The sequence below is a fragment of the Acinetobacter sp. YH12045 genome, assembly GCF_013419925.1.
Classification (GTDB): domain Bacteria; phylum Pseudomonadota; class Gammaproteobacteria; order Pseudomonadales; family Moraxellaceae; genus Acinetobacter; species Acinetobacter amyesii.
Genome location: NZ_VOZE01000001.1, coordinates 243,606 through 262,638 on the forward strand (window position 1 = coordinate 243,606; position 19,033 = coordinate 262,638).

The window sequence follows — 19,033 nt, forward strand, 5'->3', positions numbered from 1 at the left end:
ATAATATACACAGCCATCGGGGACGTGGCGAAATTGGTAGACGCACTGGATTTAGGTTCCAGCGCCGCGAGGTGTGAGAGTTCGAGTCTCTCCGTCCCCACCACTGAATTACTAAACATGAGTTTAGTAGTGAAGGTCACAGAGGATTGGTGTAATGGTAGCATGACGGTCTCCAAAACCGTTCGTCAAGGTTCGAATCCTTGATCCTCTGCCAAGTTTTAAAAAGTCTGACATTGTCAGCAACCCTGTTGGGGACGTGGCGAAATTGGTAGACGCACTGGATTTAGGTTCCAGCGCCGCGAGGTGTGAGAGTTCGAGTCTCTCCGTCCCCACCACTTAATTTATTAAGTTGCCAAATAAACAGGTTTTTAAAACAAATTAAAGTCTGACATTGTCAGCACCCGAGTTGGGGACGTGGCGAAATTGGTAGACGCACTGGATTTAGGTTCCAGCGCCGCGAGGTGTGAGAGTTCGAGTCTCTCCGTCCCCACCATTAGATTAAGCAAGGTTTTATACCTTGCTTTTTTGTTTTTGAAATTCGAAAAAATCAGTGTCTTAAACATGGTCTTTTTTGAAGACTAATTCTAATAAAAAAATCTAATGAAAGAATGATGAACCAAGAGATACAGCAAGATGTCTTATCTTGCTTTTTTATTGTCAGAAATTTCACTCCTTAAAAATGAGTCAGTAAAACAAAGGTGAAAAAAAGCCCGAATATACGGGCAAATTTTGAAATGCGGATTCGAATCAATCGAATTAAATCATTTATTTCTAATCGTTCGAATAAATTATAAAGAAGATTATGCCTTTAAATGATCTTCAAACTCTTCACCGAGCTGCATGGCCAAAGCATTACCAGACAAGTCTACAGTCACTAGACCATATTCTTTTTTAAAACTGAATGTAAATCCACGATTATCTGCCAGTGTACGAACAGAATATCCTAACTTTTCTAACCAAAGACGGAAGGCAACTAAATTTTTTGCTTTAACCACTTTTTTCACGAGCGAACTCCTTATCAATCATTAAAATATTAAATAGGGGTGTCAAAATATTTTTTAAAGGGGAAATGAAAAACTTTTATTTAAAATATGAAATTTTGATGGATAAATAAACAGATTATCGGCTTGTAAACGGTATAAACTCATTTAACTTGCTGTTTTATAAAAAGCTAAACTTAATGTAAGTAAATATAACGTATTTAAAAATTAGGTTTTTGGCAGTTGGATTAAAATATATCCTATGTGCATAGAGAAGCTGTGCGCAAAATAAACGATTGCTTGGCTTAGAATGCACAGCTGTTTGGGTATGCAGTTGTGGATTGCAAATAACAGCTTGTTCAAAGCCTAATTCGCTGGATAGGTGAGCTTGCAATGCTATTTCTCATCAAGATTTATCGAAAAGCTTTTATACTATGATCTATTGGTATAAGTAGATTGAACGCATGCAGAACATTGAGCACGCTGTAAAAGCAAAAATTGAACAGATGCAACAAGTGGGACAGACGCCTGTTGCGGTGATGCTTGGACATGAAGATTGGTTAGTCTTTTCGGAGCAATCCAAAGTGGCATATACACCATTTGGTAGTGCACGACGTTATCAGCCGGCATTAGGTGGTTTATTGATGGTACGTATCGATGAAATGCAAGCCGTACGAGTTGTGACTCAAGCTGAATTGGATGAATTTGCTGCCACCAATCAAATTTTATAAATATAAAATGATGAATCGGCCCGAAATATTCATCACAAATAAAACAGTTTATTTGTGATGAAATCTAAAATGCTTATACCTCTCAATCCAATTAAAAATTGTCTTTAAGTTCTCTTAAGCGCTGAAACGTTTCAACACTTTCTGCGCGTAAAAATGGATTGGTTTCTAATTCTAATTCAATACTGCTTGGTAAAGTACATTCGCCGAGCATGCGCCTTGATTCAACCTCATCAAAACGCTGTTGTATGGCAAGGTTGTCAGGTTCAACATGCCGCGCAAACTGCGCATTCGATAGGGTGTATTCGTGAGTACAATACACTTGAGTTTCAGCAGGGAATGCGGCTATACGGTTCAATGAATCGTACATTTGTTGAAAGGTGCCTTCAAATACACGTCCACAGCCCATAGCAAATAATACATCGCCACAGAAAAGTGTATGAATGTCATCGATAAAATATACGATATGACCGAGGGTGTGGCCGGGCGTTGCTGTTATTTCGACTTCAAGACCATGAAATTCAAAACGGTCATTATGATCGAGAGGATAATTCACCCATGGAATACGGCTTAATTCTGCACGGGGACCATAAACGGCAATGTTTTTATCCTGAATAAGTTCAGGTACACCACCGACGTGATCTTTATGCCAATGCGTTAGCCAAATTTGCGTAAGATTGAGCTGATGTTCCTGACAATAGCGCTCGACCAAGGCAGCTTCAGTAGGATCTAACGCAATGACATCATGACTTTCGGTGTGTTCAAGCAGCCAAATATAATTTTGCAGCGAATTTTTGACATCCAATGTATGTATTTTAAACGTCATATCCATTCATTCAATATTTTAAATTAAGTTAAAGTTAGCATGAAAATGCTCAAAACGGATGATTATCCATTTTCAATCCTAAATAAACGACAGAGTTCATAGCGCTATTTTAGTCTGGTGTCTCATCTACAGATACAGGATTACCAATGGTATAAAAGTGCCCGCCAGCAACATGATGCAGACTTTTCCATTCATCTTCTACTTCATGATAATACCAATGTCCGTTACGGAAGACGCGGTCATCAGCATAGGCAGCAATGACTTCGCCAATAAACAGATCGTGCGCTTGTTGATTGTGCGGCTCAGGAATAAGTTTGCACAGTAGCCAAGCAGCACAACCTTCAACCACAGGAATATCTGAGGCATTAAATTGAAATAATTCCACGCCACATTGGCGTAATTTTTCTGGCGCATCACGTTGGCTCATCATGCCAAGTGCATAGACGAGTTTGAGTTGTTTCAGTGTCGGTACTTGTAAGGCGAAATAGCCTGAATTCTCGATAATCTCACGTGTTTTAGTTGATTTATCCAGTACTACCGTCACTTTTGCAGGATTGAACTCTAAGGCGCATGCCCATGCCGCAGTCATCACACCGGTATGGGTTTGATCCTGAGCAGAGACGAGCACAGTCGGCCCATGATTTAAAAGTCGGTATGATTTTTCTAAAGGAACGGGGTGAATATGCGTTTTCAAAATTGTGCCTATATTTAAGTTCATCTCAAACTTAGATGTTTTATTAAAAAGTGTTGCTACATAGCATATAACGCATGAAATATTTTCAAAAGCCTTTAATATAAATCACTAAATCAGGAGTTCAATCAATGAAAATGTATCAAGTAGACGCATTTACCCAAGTGTTATTTAAAGGCAACCCAGCGGCGGTTTTGGTGTTGGATGAATGGTTAGATGAACACTTGATGCAACAGATTGCTTTGGAAAATAATCTGTCTGAAACTGCATTTGTGAAAAAAATTGACAGCAGTAATTATGAAATTCGTTGGTTTACACCGACCACTGAAGTGGACTTTTGTGGACATGCGACATTGGCCAGCAGTTATGTGCTTTTTGAGTTTTATACTGCAGAAAAAAACATCCAATTTCATGTCAAAAATCTCGGTATTTTTAGTGTAAATAAAGCTGAAGATGGAAAAATTCTGATGAATTTCCCTGTGCGTCGGGCACAGGTCGTGAGCGAATATCCTGAAGAGCTACGTCTAGGGTTGAGTCAACCTTTTAAGCAGGTTTATCAGAATGCGCAGGCGTATATCGTGGAATACGAAACGGCTCAACAAGTTTTGGACGAACAACCGAATTTTGAAATTTTAAAACGTCTTGGCAAAATCCGCACCGCCATCACAGCGCCTGGTACGATCACTGATGTTGCAATCACTGCGGCAGCCCAGCAATATGACTGTATTTCACGCTATTTTGCACCGGGTAATGGCATCAATGAAGATCCTGTTACGGGTTCTATTCATACCGGAATCGTGCCAATTTGGGCAGAACGTCTACAAAGAGGTCAGATCTTAGCGTATCAAGCATCAAGCCGTGGTGGTGAGTTACATTGTCAAATGCTCGAAAATGACCGGATAGAAATCTCAGGCTATGCGTGTTTATATATGCAGTCTGACATTTATATCTGAACATAAATCAAATACATGCTGTCTCATTCTGCAGCATGTATATAATAAAAAGTAACTATTAATCCAGAAAAGCTCAGCATAAAATCAAAACCAATCTGATCGACAGCACTACGCTGATCGATGCTAAATATAAAGGACACTTGAATTACATGCGTATTAAACATTTAACGCTTTCACTTTTTTTTGCAGGTTTAAGTACCAGCCTATTTGCTCAACCTGTATTGGTTAAAACTGAACAAGCCATTGAAGAATATAAATTAGATAACGGTTTTCGTGTGGTTTTGGCGCAAAACGATAAAGAAAGCAAAGTGTTTATGAATACGGTGTATTTCACGGGTTCTTTAAATGATCCTGCGGGCAAAGGTGGTTTGGCACATTTGCTCGAACATTTGGCCTTTAAAGGCACTGAAAATGTCAAAGGTGATGAATTTCAGCGTCGCTTAGACCAATTCACGCTGATGACCAATGCCAGTACGGATTATTATTCAACGAAATACACCAATGTGATTCGTCCTGAACAAAGTTCGATTGACCAAGTTTTGCATTTGGAAGCAGAACGGATGGACAAATTGGTACTTCAGGAAAAATTTGTACCGACAGAAATTGATATCGTTAAGCGTGAACGTGAAATTCGTTTAGATCAGCCATTTTCAGTGTTAATCGACCAAGTTTTAAAAGAAGCCTATGGCAATCAATCTTTAGGCCGCTTACCGATAGGTGATTTGAAAGAACTTCAATCGATCAATATGAACGAATTAAACCAGTTCTATCGCCGTTGGTATGCGCCAAATAATGCAGTGATGGTGATTTCTGGTAAGTTTGATAAAGCGGCTGTATTAAAACAAATTGATCAACAATTTAGCCCAATTGCCGCACGTCAAATTCCTGAACAGGCCAAAGTCCCTAAATTAGATGGAACGAAATTAAAGCAACGCGAATTTACTGTTCATAAGGGTAGTGACTTTGGCAAATTTAATATTTATTTAAATGGTGCAGTCGAACCGATTAAAACTGCTTTGGCGGTATCTCCAACTTTGTATACCTTACAGCCAAGTGGGCATTTGTATCAAAGCATGGTGGAAACAGGGACAGCAACCGCAGTTCAATCGACCACATGGTTAGATAAAGATTTTAATTTGGTGTTTATGGGGGCGATATATGGCCCAAGTCATGATGCAAACAAAGTGGCAACCAGTCTTGCACAAGGTGTGGAGCAGACCAAAGCATTTAATGATGTTGAACTGAACCGTGTTAAAAGCTTGACTCGAAATATGGCTGACAATATCAAAAATAGCGCTACGGCTCTTGGCGAACGTCTCAGTTTTTATACTGTGGCTTATAACGGGGACTGGTCTCAATATTTCAGAGACTTAGATAAAGTACAAAAGCTGAGTGTAAGCGACGTGAATCAAGTGTATAAGGATTTTCTAAAGCCCGAATACCGTGTCACAGGAAATATTCTACCAACACCTGAAGACCAGAAGAAAGCACAGCAACAGGCTGCGTCGAAACCTGCTGAAACTTTAGATCAGCAAGCGCCTGCAGAAGAGCCGTTGAAAGATGCGAGTGTTTATCGTGCTGAAGTGAAGCAATATGTTGCAGAGTCTAAGCAATATTTAAATCAGAAAGAAAAGCAGATTCAGCGCGCTAAATTTAAAAACGGCATTCAGTATGCGTTGTTTCCAACTAAAACACGTGACGACAAGACCTATGCTACGATTGCATTGGATTTTGGTACAGCGCAAAGCTTAATGAATAAAGGTGAGTTGCTAGATTTGACAGCTTACCTCATGTTCCGTGCATCTAAAGATCAAAGTTTGCAGCAAATTGCCGATAAAATTATTGATGTTGGTGGTGGTGCAACGGTCAGTGCAAATGATAATGGCCTCATAATTCAAGTGGTTGCTCGCAAAGAAAAATTTGCTGACTTTTTGCAATATGTCATTGATGTTATTAAAGCGCCAGCATTTGAACAATCACAATTTGATTTAATCAAAGCGCAAAGTTTGTCGAGTTTGGATCGACCTTATACAGAGCCGGATACCGTTGCAGCAATGACTCTGTCGCGTATTGTCGAGATCTATCAACCGGGGGATATTCGTTATCACTTCGAACCTGAACTTGCGAAAAAACAAATTGAGTCGGCTACACGTGATCAAGTGCAGCAGTTACATCAGAAATTCTTTAAAACACATCACGCACAAATTGCGGTAACAGGTGATTTTGATACCAAGCAAATAGAAAAAATTCTGAAAAAAGAATTTGCAGATTGGAAAACCAGCGAGCCATATCAACGCTTAGAGTCTACATTTACAGCGTATCCTGCACAGAAAGTGCATGCATTGTCTGAACAGCGTGAATTTGGTAGTTACCAAGCCATTATGACTCTACCTGTAGGTGTAGAGCATACCGATTCTCCTGCACTACAAGTATTACGCCACATACTTGGTGATTCACAATTATCTTCACGTCTAGCTCAAGAGTTACGTGAAAAGAATGCACTGGTTTATGGTTTTAGTGCAGACATTAATTTTGATGAATGGGTGAATTCAGGTGTACTGAGTATTGATGCAAACTACACTGCGGGTAAATCAGCAAAAGTTTCTCAGTCTGTTCATAAAGTGTTGCAAAACTTATTGAAAAATGGCGTGACGGAACAGGAAGTAGAAGCAGCCAAAGCCAGTATTTTGAAAAAGCGTTTAACTGCACTTGAAGATGACCGTCGCATTCATAGTATGTTGATTCCACAGTTAGAAAAAGGTCGTGATTTAAACTATCGTGAAAAGCGTGATCAACACATTGCTAGTTTGACCAAAGCGGATGTTAATGCTGTCATCAAAAAATATATTCAACCTGAACATTTGGTTGAGGTGATGGCTGACCAATATGGTCAAGCCGCAAAATCTACTCAAAAATAAACTTAATAAAAAAATCCTCCAGATGGAGGATTTTTTTTGAGCTACAATGGATAACTTGATAGCGAGATTTTCTTAACGAACTTATAGGCGGTAGAACTGACGGGCATTTTGTTGGAAGATTAAAGTCAGTGCATCAGGATCATAACTCGCCACCGCATCTGAAAATGCGTCAATAATATTCACCAAAGATGCACTCACACTATCCATCGGGAAGTTTGAGCCAAACATCACACGGTATTTCCCAAAGCATTGTAGAGCATGCGAAATAAGCGGGAAGGCACAATCGAAAATCTCTTGTTTAGATGCAAGGCGTTGTTCTTTATGAAACTGATGACCCAGCACCGGCATGAATAATCCAGACATTTTGGTATAAACATTTGGGCAACTTGCCAGTTCAGCTAAATCATCTTTCCAACGAAACAAGATATTGTCACGTGAAGTTTGGGTTAAGCCTGTATGTGAGCCGACAGGTCCAAAGGCACCGACAGGTGTCCCAAAATGATCCAGAACGATAGATGTTTCAGGGAAAGCACGTGCTAAAGCGGTTAAATCACGAATTTGGTCTGAATAAACCCATGCATCAAAACTTAAATTCATTTGAGCAAGAGCTTCAAAACCTTTCATAAATTTTTTATTGGTATAGAGATGGGGCTCATTGGTCCATGCATGAACTTTCGGGTCTTCATGTACAGCTGCCATTTTTCGTATGCCACGAAAATGTGGGGAGGATTGTTTATGCATTTTAAGAATTTTCTTAAAACTACTGTCACATGGGTCTGCAGTGCCGACTATGGCGCCAAGTTTAATTTTTTGAGCGTTAAAGTCTAAGGATTCAATGAACTTGGTTTCACCAACTACCCCTTTACCTTTATGGTCATGCCAGCTCACTTCTACATGTACGATTTGATCGACCTGATAATGTCCTGCATCTTGCTTATAATTTTCAGGCAAATACGGTGTCGTCACATGTTTGGTTAAGCCAACTGTGTCAATTAACTCTTGCGGCTTAACTAAGCGCATCATTTTGTCGAGCAAGTAGGGATGTTTACCCAATAATTTCACGGCAAGTGAAGCGGCATGTGGGGTATTGTATGGATCCCATTGATGTATATGTGAATCCACGATGGCAAAATCGAGCGTCTGCATTGCTATCCTTGTCCTTAAAACCATGTCCATTTCTTGCGTATTTCATTGTATTTCCGAATACGCGAGGCACTGAAAATAGCATGAATGATGAAAATACAACGTTATGACTAAATATTAAATCAAAGCTTTGTGAAAGAGAAGTTGTATAAAAAAAGCCCCGAAGGGCTTTTGATTAATGCTGATGATCGTGGTCGTGATCATGCTTATTTGCATGGAATTCTTCGTTATGACGGAAGCGAAGATAGTTTTCAAACTGTTCGCAATATTCATCATAATTATCTTCAAGCATCATTTGAAATTGTTGAAGAATATAAGACATCACTTGATCTTTGGCATCACGCATTTCTTTGCCATCTTTGAAGCCATTTGCAGCAACCCAAGTATTAAAACGAGCGGTACCAAATAACATGGCAGCGCTCACTTGACCGCGCATTTCTGCAGGTTTGACTTGAGAACCCTTTTCAACACGACAAAATTCATTGGCTTGTTTAATAAATTCATCCGCACGTTCAAAGAAAGCTGCATTCAACGCTTCTTCTTCGGTTACATCAGTAGCTTCAATCTTTTGAACCATGAATGTGTCCTAGCATAAAAATCTAATGCAGTATTATAGGCAAAGCCTTGCAGAAACTAAACCTTTGACTTAATCTAAAAAAATAGCCTAAGTAAAGTGGAATACCCCATGCAAGATGCAAACGCAGTGCAAAGTCTGAAAAGTGATATTGCATTACTTCGACAAAATGTTTGGCCGCCCTCAACCTTAGCCAATGTAGAAGGGCTGCCCATTTATTATGGTACAGCGTTTGAAGTAGCCGAATATTATGCGCAGTGGACTGGCTTAATTGAACGTGCTCAGGACTTATTTCAGCCCTTTATGGAAGATGAAGTCCTCGATGCAGTCCATTTGCCGAGTCATTTGAATCTGCCGCTTTTTTATTTTCACGTGGATCGTATTCGAATCAACAAAACACGTGCGAAAGAATCTAAAACCTTTCGGGGTATTGCCAGCTTAGTTGAAAAATGTGGGCAGTTTGAAGCTGATCAAATTCAAGCGATGCGACTATGGCTGGACAGCGATGACACGGCAGCTTTGGTCGCACACCGTGAATTTATCGACCTCAGAACCTATGTATTTCAACATGGGCAAAGTGATTACACCCGTACCCGTTTTTATGTGAATGGCATTGTACTCAGTGTCGAAAACGACTTTAAATTGGTGGATGCCCGTGACAAACCACGTAAAGCCCGTAGTGATAGCTATAGCGACCCTTTAGCCGATAACAATACGTGGAAAATCTTTGGGAAATATCGTTAATCAAATGTATTGACGGTATCATTTAGAGCGTGGACTTAGTTTGATGCACAAGGAAGCTTTGGATTATTTAATCCACGCCCTAAAGTAAATATAGCCACTATGGCAAAGGCGACAAAGATCATGACTGAATACAATAAGGTATTGGCATTAAAATGATCGACGATATAGCCGCCAAACAGAGAACCGCACGCAATCATGAGTTGGAAAATACCAATAAACAGCGGCATGCCTTTTTCAACAGCTTCAGGGGCATGTACAAACATCCAGATATTCGCCGTAGTAGGAAATGCCCCCAAAGGCGAAACCCCATAATGCGGTTAAAAGATATGCACCGAATAAGTGAACTGCAAAGTGTGGAAAGCTAAAAAATACCACGATAAAACTGAATGCGACAAAAGCAAGGGTATAGCGGACATTGATGTTGCTGCTATAACCTGCAAATAAATTACCAAAGAAACCTGCGATGCCGTAGATCAATAATAATGAACTGATGGTGGTCGCATCAAAGCCTGCATGATTCTTAAAAAATGGGGCGAGATAGCTATAAGAAGAAAAATGAGCAAAACCAATTAATAAAATAATAATCAGGCCTTTACGTGCTTTATCATGTTGAATCAGTGCGGGTAAATCACTAAATCGAATAGCCGAAGTGGGTGGGAGTTTTGGGAGGAATTTGATTTCTAAAACTAAAATGATGATGCCAATCGCTGCAATGATTTGAAACGCACTACGCCAACCTAACCAGTCACTCAGCCATGTACCTAATGGAACACCTAAAACCGTCGCTAAGGTAACTCCTGCCATGACGATCGCAGTGGCTTTGGCTATGGCGAGATGACTGGGTGCAACACGTCCACTCAAAGCTATGGCTGTTGCCCAAAATCCACCGATAGCGATGCCTAGTAGAAAACGGCTAAACAACAACAGTGCAAAACTTTCTGTGAAGCCAGTTATAAAATTAGCAATGACCATAATCACGGTTAAGGCAATCAGTAAGATACGACGGTCAAGTTGCTTCACAGCAACAGAAAGCAGGGGCGCTGCGACCGCACCCATAATGCCAGGCAGGGTAATCACCCAACCTGCGGTACCTACACTAATCTTTAAATCAAGAGCAATGGCATTTAACACACCAATAGGTAAAAACTCACTGGTGACTAGTGCGAAAGCTGTAATGGCAACCGTGAGGATTGCAAACCAATTCCCTTGATTGGGAGAAGATTCATCAGGCTGCTGCGTCAACTGTTCATCTGGTTTTAAAGCTGTAGCATGCGGATTCATAGCGTTACACCTTAATTATTTAATTTAATAGTGACTGTTATAAAAATAAATTATTTGATTAAATTGTGAGCGTCAATTATTTTATTAGTGAACGTTATAAAATATAAATGTTAGCTTATGATGAATGATTCAAAGCAAGATAATCAGCACGCTAATCCAGCCGATTCGGTCAAGAAGCGTGGACGACCTAAATGTTTTAATGAACAGCAAGCCTTGGAAAAGGCGATGATGTTGTTTTGGCAATTTGGCTATGAAGGAACGTCCATCAGTGATTTAACTCAAGCTTTGAATATCACCGCACCTAGCCTATATGGCACATTTGGCGACAAAACGGCGCTTTTTGAAAAATGTATTGAATACTATAGTGAACACGAAGTTCAGCCTGCAGAAAAAATTCTACAAGCAGGTCAAACGGCTAAAATTGCGATGGAATTGTACCTATATGACAGTATTCAGCATTTGGTACAAGCCAATAAACCTAAAGGTTGTATGGTGGTGGTGGCAACAATGAATTGTTCACAGCAAAACCAAATCGTACAAGAACAGCTCAAACAACGACGTGCCTATACCAAAACAAAAATTATGGATCGGCTCGCTATAGGTGTGCACAATGCGGAAATTGAAAGTTTGGCTCATGCAGAGCAATTGACTGATTTTTATATGACCTTATTACAAGGAATGACCATACAAGCGCGTGATGGCATGGGCTTGATACAATTACAGCGCATGGTGAGTAATGCAATGAGATCATGGGAGTTATTAGCACAAGGTCAAATCAGTATGGATTATGAATTAAACCCCCAATAGCAGCATAGTCTTAACGCAATTTTTTAGTTTTTTTTGAATGACTGATATGCAAATACTATGCTGAAGTTTATTTGCAGGGGGTGAATTTTGATGTCGCCTAATTCCATTACACTGATATAACCATCAACCGCAATTAAATTATCGCTTTGACTCGATAGAGTTAGACATTCTCCGGACTTGACGCTAGATAGTAACTGACCTTGTTGCGGATTCAAGTTCATACTGTAAATACTCAGTGTGCCAGCATCGGTTTTGATTTGGTAAGACTCATCACCATAGTCCTCATTATTATTGCGCAGGACTTTAAAGGTTCGTCGTGTCTGATCAAAGTTTTGAGTTGGAGAAAGCGGCTTTTCGACTTGTAAGGATGCCGTGCGCCTTAATTCGGTGCTTTGCACAGGCTTATGTTGTTCACTACAAGCACTTAGTAATGGGAAAAGGATAAATATAAGTGAAAATGAAAATAGGGGATGAATTACAGGTATGTGACTATTCAACATAAAACCACCCTGAATCTAATTTTTCAGATAGCTTATTTTAAAAGTTTTTATCCAGAAAACAAAAATAATAGTTTCTCAAAATATTTCAATGTAACTGAGTAAAACTAAGGAATTGATGAATTGAAAATAGACGAATTCGAATCTGAATGTCCAATAAATGAATATCTATATAATAATGTGGGACGCAAATAAAAAGGGAGACTCATTCAATCTCCCTTAGGTTTTATTTAATGAGTTTTCGACTCACAAGGAATTGTTCTGTCGCTTCTAAAAGTTTATCTGCATAAACCTCTTGCTTTGCAGTCAACCAACCGAGAACAAACCAATCGCTAGCTTCCAGCTCTGTTTGCTGAATATACTGTGCAGAAGAGGAAAGGACTTGGTATTCCTGAGCTGCGACTTGTGCATCATTGAGCGCTTTACTGTATTTCTGCAAGTTTTTTACATCATAAATAGACGTCAAAATTGGGAAGCTAAATTTAAGCTCTTGTATGCGTTGAGAAAGCACGTCTAAGCTTTCAAAATTGTTAATGTCGGCATCATTTAAAGCCTCTTGGAGGGCTTTATATTGGTTTTGCAGGGTTGTTTGAGCATACCATTTAAAATCATGTTGCTGCGGTGCATTATCGAATTTCAAACTAAACATTAAAAGCTCAAGATAATGATGTACATTTTGAGTCGATTTAACCAAATTGCCTAACTTCTCTTTGGCATACAAAATATCTTTGGTTAAATTTTCTGAAGTCGTTGGGTTTTGTAAAAAGCCACCCAAGGTATTTTGCATGTGTTCAAAATGGTGTAATTGTTCAAATTGCTGCTTAAATGCACCCAATTGCACAGCCCATTTTTCAACGATATCACTGTTCCAATCTTTAAATAGCGAAATGGTTAATTGTAAATGATGGAGTGCTTTCTGAGCTTGTGTAATGTGCTCAGCCTGAGCCACACCTGCAGAAATTGCGGCAATATTAGGCAGAAGATGCTGCATTTCCTGTGCAATTAAAAGTCGTAAGTTTTTTGCGGCAGTGTCTTTTTTACTGAGTTGAAATTCTTTAGCCTCAACTGCTGGACTCACAGTTTGATTAAACGCCAGCAAATTCCCGATTTCCGCTTTACTGCGGACATCTAACCATAAATGATACTTTTTAACCCATTCGAAACTAAAGGCAAGGAGTGATTGAATAGAGCCACTTTTAAGCTCAAATTCAACTTCATGAACTTCTGTTTCTGTGCTGTTGCTGCGGATACAGCCGACATCTAAGCTAACTTCGATCTTGGCATCTTCAAACTCTATGACGCGATAAGTTCTGAGAATATCTGTTTCAAACTGAAGTTGTAACGAATCCTGCTGATCGCCTAAAGTGGTTTTTAAAACTGACTGAACTTCAGCTTCATTGGCATAGACCGATAAATCTAGGGCAGGAGCTTGTTCTTGCTCGCCCAAATCAAGATTATGTTCAAACCGTTCAATGTGGCTTTTACCTGCAGCTTTCAAGGTTTGAATCCAACGCGTTCCCTCTAGACGTTGACGCAAGGCTGCATGCTGCTGTGCCATTTTCCGATCTGGGGTATCAAAATATTTAGCTTTAAGTTGAATTTGTTCCGATTTTTTTGGATCGAGTGCTTTTAATAATGCAGTTCGACGTGCTTCTGGAATCTGGAACTTTAATTCAACTTCAACCATGGTTTTCTGTCCTGATGTCACAACTTCATGATCTGGCATGAAGCGATCTTTAAATTTTTATAAAAATGAAAAACTAAAATGCGCGTAAATTTTCTATCAGCTAAACGCGTATCGATTGTAGCGAAAAACAGTTGAGAAGTAAGACTTGACGGATTTGAAAACTCTGCTTTTGGACTAAGAAAAGTTTTAAAAGATGGATATTCCATCAATTGTATAATTCACAATGGTTCGATTTTCATGGGATCAAAATAAAATTTTACGCCTTTAAAGTGGGAGAGTTTTAAGCTATGTTGGTTAAAATAAGTTCAGGATGAGCACAACATGAATTCACAAGTACAACCCGAGTTTAATCGAGATTTAAAGCCCGAATTTCAGTTACCTATTCGTGAGTATTCGCAATTTTATCGGTTTTATTTGACTGAACATCGAAATATCATGAGTCGACGTTTACATGTCACCGGCAGCAGTATAGGTCTCTATTTTTTTGCAAAAGCAATTTTAAAAAAACAACCGAAATATTTTGCTTATGGTCTGGTTTCAGGCTATGCCTGTGCATGGGTCGGACATTTTTTCTTTGAAAAAAATAAGCCAGCTAGTTTCAAGCAACCTTTGTACAGTTTTATTTCCGATTGGCGCATGCTGTCTGATATTGTGAAGGGGAACTTAAGCTTAAAAGACCGCAATTTAGATAAGATTGATAGTTAATTGTTTATTAATCAAACGCTTAATTTTTATGGATATGGGTGTGATTTTTTTGAGTAAATGACTTGCAAAATTAGAGTGATTAGTCTAATAATGTTCATATTGTTTATTTAATTCTTATCTAAAACATGAATAGTCGATAAACCCCAGTTTTCCGAGCCTAGAGTGACCTTCTCTAGGCTTTTTTTATGGCCTTAGAAAAGTCTATTGTTTGAAATATATAACAATAAAAACTTTTATAAAATAGGTTAGACTTTTTGATGCTCTGAACGCTCCCCAAAACGCTTCTTACCAAGCACCAAAAAGTCTAATAGGTTACACATTTTTATTTTTATAAAAGTGTTGTGTTTTTATGCGCTGAGTTTTGAGTTCTTCTGGTGCACTATTAAATAATTTGTATCAGTTTTGTTCTATACCTGAAAATAGGTATTTTTTGCCATTTTCTACAGAAAATTTAATTAAACATTTATATAAGTAGTCCTGTGAAAAGGAATATAACTTTCTCAGCAGCAAAGCATTAAAATTTTATGTCCCAAGCAACATTTCACAGACCTAATCGTTATAATATTCAAAAGTTTTAAGTTGTGATTGAACTATGCGTGGTTTATACCTCATTACCAATGATGATCCTATCGAATTGCTTTTAGCCAAGCTTGAAGGCGCGATGGCAACTTATGAAGTTGCTGTTTTGCAATATCGTCGTAAAAAAGTGGCAAAGGAAGATCAGGCTTATGAAATTGAGTACATGAAAAATATGTGTAATCAGTACAAAGTGCCTTTTGTCATTAATGATGATCTCGAAACTGCAGTTCAATATGGTGTGGGTGTCCATTTAGGGCAAGATGACGGTTCAATTGCTGAAGCTGTAGCACGCTTACCTAAAAATGTTTTGATCGGTCGAAGCTGCAATAACTCTTTAGAACTGGCTGAGCAGGCAATTGCAGACGGTGCAAACTATGTGGCTTTTGGTGCCATTTTTGCAACTGAAACTAAGCCTGAAGCAGGCAATATTGGCTTAGAAACGCTAAAACAAGCCAAAGCGAAACTAAATGTACCTATTTGTGCAATTGGTGGTTTAACTGTAGAAAATTCAGCAGAAGTCATTGAAGCAGGTGCTGATCTTTGTGCTGTGATTAGTGATGTATTAGGTCGTTCAATGTCTGCTGTTAGCAGTCGTGTTTATGAATGGTCTGAGCTTTTTGCTGAACAAGCTTAATTTTTTTTAGATTGAATAAGTAGAGAATTTTTATGAGCTTATCTGCTAAGCAAGAACAATTATTTAAACAAGCCAGCAAGCATATTCCTGGCGGCGTAAACTCTCCTGTACGCGCATTTAATGGTGTAGGCGGTACACCGGTATTTATCGAAAAAGCGCAAGGCGCATATCTCTATGACGTAGACGGAAAACGCTATGTCGACTATGTCGGCTCTTGGGGGCCAATGATTTTAGGTCATGCGCAGCCCGACATTATTAAAGCGGTTCAAGAAGCGGCTGTTGATGGTTTGAGTTTTGGTGCGCCAACCGTTCATGAAACGACTTTGGCGGATATTATTTGCGAAATTATGCCGTCTATTGAATTGGTTCGTATGACCAACTCAGGGACTGAAGCGACTATGACCGCCATCCGTCTTGCTCGTGGCTACACCGGCCGTGACAAGATTGTAAAATTCGAAGGCTGCTACCATGGCCATTCAGATTCGCTTTTAGTGAAAGCAGGTTCTGGCTTATTGACCAAGGGTGAAGGTGAAGCGACTTCTGCAGGTGTTCCGGCTGATTTTGCAAAACACACTTTAACACTGCCGTATAACGATATTGCGATGCTGAAAGAATGCTTTGCAAAATTCGGTTCAGAAATTGCAGGTGTGATTGTAGAACCTGTAGCAGGCAACATGAACTTGGTGAAACCGATTGATGGTTTCTTGCAAACAATTCGCGATGTATGCGATGAGCATGGTTCGGTCTTTATCATTGATGAAGTAATGACAGGTTTCCGTGTCGGTCTTGGCGGTGCGCAAGCGCATTATGGCGTTACGCCTGACTTGACCACATTAGGCAAGATCATTGGTGCAGGCCTGCCAGTTGGTGCATTTGGCGGTAAACGCGAAGTGATGGAATGCATCGCACCACTGGGCAAGGTGTATCAAGCAGGTACATTGTCTGGTAACCCATTGGCTATGCGTGCCGGTATTGAGATGTTTAAACATCTGCGTAAGCCGGGCTTCTATGAAACTTTGACTGAAAAATTGGCAGGTTTGCTTGCTGGTTTACAAGCTGCTGCAGACGAAGCGGGCATTCCGTTCTTTACTCAGCAAGTGGGCGGTATGTTTGGTATTTACTTTACAGATCAAACTGAAATCACTGGTTTTGATTCAATTTTGAAATGTGATGTAGATGCGTTTCGCACTTTCTTCCATGGCATGCTGACACGTGGTGTTAACCTTGCACCGTCTGCATTTGAAGCCGGTTTCTTCTCAAGCGCACATAGCGATGAAGATATTGCATTTACCATTGAAATGGCGAAAGAAGTTTTTGCTGAAATGAAGTAATTTTCATTTAAATTGGTAATTTCTGCTTTAGAATAAAGCCCGCAGCCTGCTGTGGGCTTTTTTTGTTGTTTTAAGTTCAGTTTTTTAAGAAAAGGATTTTTAAATGAAAACCAAGCATTATTTAACTTTGGCAGATGCAGAATTTTTACTAAACACAGCACATACTTATGCAGTAGAAAATGGTTTTTATGTCAGCATTGCGGTTACGGATGAGACAGGTAATTTGTTGGCAATGAAACGTATGGATGGCGCATCGCCAATGACAGCAAATCTATGCTTAGAAAAAGCCAAATGTTCAGCCATCAGTAAGCGCCCATCTAAATTATTTGAAGACTTGATAAAAGGCGGGCAGATGGGTTTCTTAACCATGCAGACGTTTAATGGTATGTTGGAAGGCGGTGAGCCGATTTTGTACGAAGGGCAGTTGGTGGGTGCGATGGGCGTGTCTGGCGTAAAGTCTTTTCAGGATGCAGAAATTGCACAGCAGGCGATTGAGAAGTTTTTGGCGCAAGTATAAAACTTACTTAGAGATTTTTAAGTTTAGCTATATTGAAATTCATAGTTTCATAGCCAATGATGCGTCGAACATGAATAATCACAAAAAAACCGTTCCAGTGCACTGTTTATTGGAGTGGATTTAGTTAAGTTGTTGATACTTATATTAAAATTTTAAGAGTTTCGTATAACGTTTATTATGTTAATTGTAAAAATAATTAAAAGTTTAGGAATACTAGTAGAATGCAGCTAATAGAAATAGAACCTTATTTTTGGGAACTATATGAGGATAGCGAAAATATATATCTCAATGTTTTTATAAATATAAGTGCAATTTCTTGGGAGAAAACTATCTGCCTAGATGAACAAGCGATTCAGCAGTATCAGACTCAAGGAAAAAGTTTTATTGATGGCTTGGCAAAAAGAATTGAAAGTAGCCAATTTGGAACAGATTATGAAAGATTTTACTCATATCTAGATGCCTCTAAAGAAAAGAAAGAGGAAATGCTTCAAGCATTTAAAGAATATAAGGCTTAGCAAAATTAAATCCATTTAATATAATGAAGATTGTACGAAATGTTTATGTTTACATAGGTAAATAGCAAAGAACTTATTACTTTTGTGTATCTACGCTAGCATAAATTTAATTTATTAATAATTAGTTGACTCATCTCCCATGCTGTACCCAATGCCCAAAAAAATCCAATTTGCACCATCTCAAGCAAAATGGCAACTGTCATCAACACAGTCAGTATTGGTACTGGTTGGCTTACAAAATTTACGCATGCAGCAGGGTATACAAGATACGAAGTTGATGGAAAATTTGATCCAACTGACCAATAAAGCCAAAGCCTTAGAGATTCCCATTGTCGACTTATATGGCGATGATTTACTTCAAGGCATGCAGCAGCTCGGTGAATATGCAACAACACACCCGCAGCTCATCTTTGCAGGGCAAATCACGCCTATGCTGAAACAGATCTTGCCGCACCTATATAGCGTAACCGAGCAAATCTGTATCGTGGATGATGCGATTGTGATGAATAATCTGGAACAGCATATTCAGTGGGTGGACTACATGTCAGGCCAAGGGATTCATCATATGAGTAGTTATAATTTGATGCGGCTTTGGAATCTGTCAGCACCAACTGAATTCGTTTTGTCAGCCAAAGGCATATTATTGGCTATTGCAGAGCAGTTAGATATGGACGCATTGGAAATAGATCCCTTAACCGATTTACGCAGTTATGGACTCGATTCCGTTGCCATGGTCAGCTTAATTGGGTTGTGGCGTGCCAATGGTGCAAACATTCGTTATGAAGACTTTTTAGATGATGCAAGTCTAAAAGCATTGCTAGAAAAATTGCTCAGTACAGACTAAACAAAGCCAATTGGAATTATTTTTGTTCTAAATCGGAAAATACGTCGGGAAATATGCCTTTGTGCATTGTAATTGTTGG

Annotated in this window: 18 protein-coding genes, 4 tRNA genes and 1 pseudogene; 15 read left to right on the plus strand and 8 right to left on the minus strand. The window is 39.2% G+C overall.

Annotated elements, in window-relative coordinates; genetic code table 11:
• Positions 1–18: 18 nt before the first annotated feature.
• The 4 genes from FTU02_RS01295 to FTU02_RS01310 all read left to right on the plus strand — a co-directional run bounded on the left by FTU02_RS01295 (position 19) and on the right by FTU02_RS01310 (position 493).
• Positions 19–103 (plus strand) — tRNA-Leu (locus FTU02_RS01295).
• Between the two features lie 37 nt (positions 104–140).
• Positions 141–214 (plus strand) — tRNA-Trp (locus FTU02_RS01300).
• 36 nt (positions 215–250) lie between these two features.
• A tRNA-Leu gene (locus tag FTU02_RS01305) sits at positions 251–335 on the plus strand.
• 73 nt (positions 336–408) lie between these two features.
• Positions 409–493, plus strand: a tRNA-Leu gene (locus tag FTU02_RS01310).
• 307 nt (positions 494–800) lie between these two features.
• Here FTU02_RS01310 and FTU02_RS01315 read toward each other — a convergent pair.
• Positions 801–1,004: a hypothetical protein gene (locus FTU02_RS01315; RefSeq protein ID WP_078188846.1), complete on the minus strand. Its 204-nt coding sequence runs from the start codon at positions 1,002–1,004 to the stop codon at positions 801–803.
• Positions 1,005–1,444: 440 nt separating this feature from the next.
• Between FTU02_RS01315 and FTU02_RS01320 the strand changes: the two genes are divergently transcribed.
• On the plus strand, positions 1,445–1,711 hold the full coding sequence (locus tag FTU02_RS01320; RefSeq protein ID WP_249748755.1) for a hypothetical protein: 267 nt from the start codon (positions 1,445–1,447) through the stop codon (positions 1,709–1,711).
• Between the two features lie 91 nt (positions 1,712–1,802).
• Here the strand turns inward: FTU02_RS01320 and gloB are convergent, their stop codons facing one another.
• Both gloB and FTU02_RS01330 read right to left on the minus strand, forming a co-directional pair.
• Positions 1,803–2,534 (minus strand): hydroxyacylglutathione hydrolase, encoded by a 732-nt coding sequence (gloB, locus tag FTU02_RS01325; protein WP_180155392.1) that lies wholly within the window; start codon positions 2,532–2,534, stop codon positions 1,803–1,805.
• Positions 2,535–2,643: 109 nt separating this feature from the next.
• Positions 2,644–3,252: a flavin reductase family protein gene (locus FTU02_RS01330; RefSeq protein ID WP_180155394.1), complete on the minus strand. Its 609-nt coding sequence runs from the start codon at positions 3,250–3,252 to the stop codon at positions 2,644–2,646.
• A gap of 104 nt (positions 3,253–3,356) precedes the next feature.
• Between FTU02_RS01330 and FTU02_RS01335 the strand changes: the two genes are divergently transcribed.
• On the plus strand, positions 3,357–4,178 hold the full coding sequence (locus FTU02_RS01335; protein WP_180155396.1) for a PhzF family phenazine biosynthesis protein: 822 nt from the start codon (positions 3,357–3,359) through the stop codon (positions 4,176–4,178).
• 149 nt (positions 4,179–4,327) lie between these two features.
• Positions 4,328–7,096, plus strand: a complete 2,769-nt coding sequence (locus FTU02_RS01340) for a pitrilysin family protein (protein ID WP_180155398.1) — start codon at positions 4,328–4,330, stop codon at positions 7,094–7,096.
• Between the two features lie 81 nt (positions 7,097–7,177).
• Here the strand turns inward: FTU02_RS01340 and FTU02_RS01345 are convergent, their stop codons facing one another.
• The gene (locus FTU02_RS01345) at positions 7,178–8,242 is read right to left on the minus strand and encodes an amidohydrolase (protein WP_180155400.1); all 1,065 of its coding nucleotides are present in this window, start codon (positions 8,240–8,242) and stop codon (positions 7,178–7,180) included.
• Between the two features lie 172 nt (positions 8,243–8,414).
• The gene (locus FTU02_RS01350) at positions 8,415–8,816 is read right to left on the minus strand and encodes a DUF3144 domain-containing protein (protein WP_078188837.1); all 402 of its coding nucleotides are present in this window, start codon (positions 8,814–8,816) and stop codon (positions 8,415–8,417) included.
• Between the two features lie 108 nt (positions 8,817–8,924).
• Between FTU02_RS01350 and FTU02_RS01355 the strand changes: the two genes are divergently transcribed.
• The gene (locus tag FTU02_RS01355; RefSeq protein ID WP_180155402.1) at positions 8,925–9,557 is read left to right on the plus strand and encodes a hypothetical protein; all 633 of its coding nucleotides are present in this window, start codon (positions 8,925–8,927) and stop codon (positions 9,555–9,557) included.
• Positions 9,558–9,592: 35 nt separating this feature from the next.
• Here FTU02_RS01355 and FTU02_RS01360 read toward each other — a convergent pair.
• Positions 9,593–10,838: pseudogene (locus tag FTU02_RS01360) on the minus strand (MFS transporter).
• Positions 10,839–10,955: 117 nt separating this feature from the next.
• Between FTU02_RS01360 and FTU02_RS01365 the strand changes: the two are divergent.
• On the plus strand, positions 10,956–11,645 hold the full coding sequence (locus FTU02_RS01365) for a TetR/AcrR family transcriptional regulator (RefSeq protein WP_257232733.1): 690 nt from the start codon (positions 10,956–10,958) through the stop codon (positions 11,643–11,645).
• A 23-nt stretch (positions 11,646–11,668) separates the two neighbouring features.
• On the opposite strand, the gene FTU02_RS01370 is transcribed toward FTU02_RS01365, so the two are convergent.
• Positions 11,669–12,145, minus strand: a complete 477-nt coding sequence (locus FTU02_RS01370) for a hypothetical protein (RefSeq protein ID WP_180155405.1) — start codon at positions 12,143–12,145, stop codon at positions 11,669–11,671.
• A 223-nt stretch (positions 12,146–12,368) separates the two neighbouring features.
• Positions 12,369–13,829 (minus strand): inorganic triphosphatase, encoded by a 1,461-nt coding sequence (locus FTU02_RS01375; protein WP_180155887.1) that lies wholly within the window; start codon positions 13,827–13,829, stop codon positions 12,369–12,371.
• A gap of 321 nt (positions 13,830–14,150) precedes the next feature.
• Between FTU02_RS01375 and FTU02_RS01380 the strand changes: the two genes are divergently transcribed.
• The 6 genes from FTU02_RS01380 to FTU02_RS01405 all read left to right on the plus strand — a co-directional run bounded on the left by FTU02_RS01380 (position 14,151) and on the right by FTU02_RS01405 (position 18,954).
• Positions 14,151–14,534 carry a DUF962 domain-containing protein gene (locus FTU02_RS01380; protein WP_180077721.1) on the plus strand — a complete coding sequence of 128 codons (384 nt, stop codon included), beginning with the start codon at positions 14,151–14,153 and terminating at the stop codon, positions 14,532–14,534.
• Positions 14,535–15,126: 592 nt separating this feature from the next.
• Positions 15,127–15,747, plus strand: coding sequence for a thiamine phosphate synthase (gene thiE / locus FTU02_RS01385; RefSeq protein ID WP_078188828.1), 621 nt, complete (start codon positions 15,127–15,129; stop codon positions 15,745–15,747).
• Between the two features lie 32 nt (positions 15,748–15,779).
• The gene (gene hemL, locus FTU02_RS01390; protein WP_180155407.1) at positions 15,780–17,078 is read left to right on the plus strand and encodes a glutamate-1-semialdehyde 2,1-aminomutase; all 1,299 of its coding nucleotides are present in this window, start codon (positions 15,780–15,782) and stop codon (positions 17,076–17,078) included.
• A gap of 103 nt (positions 17,079–17,181) precedes the next feature.
• Entirely contained in the window at positions 17,182–17,595 is a 414-nt protein-coding gene (locus tag FTU02_RS01395) for a heme-binding protein (protein WP_180155408.1), read from the plus strand.
• Between the two features lie 221 nt (positions 17,596–17,816).
• On the plus strand, positions 17,817–18,110 hold the full coding sequence (locus tag FTU02_RS01400) for a hypothetical protein (protein ID WP_180155410.1): 294 nt from the start codon (positions 17,817–17,819) through the stop codon (positions 18,108–18,110).
• Positions 18,111–18,249: 139 nt separating this feature from the next.
• Positions 18,250–18,954, plus strand: a complete 705-nt coding sequence (locus tag FTU02_RS01405) for a phosphopantetheine-binding protein (RefSeq protein ID WP_180155412.1) — start codon at positions 18,250–18,252, stop codon at positions 18,952–18,954.
• Positions 18,955–19,033: the final 79 nt, after the last annotated feature.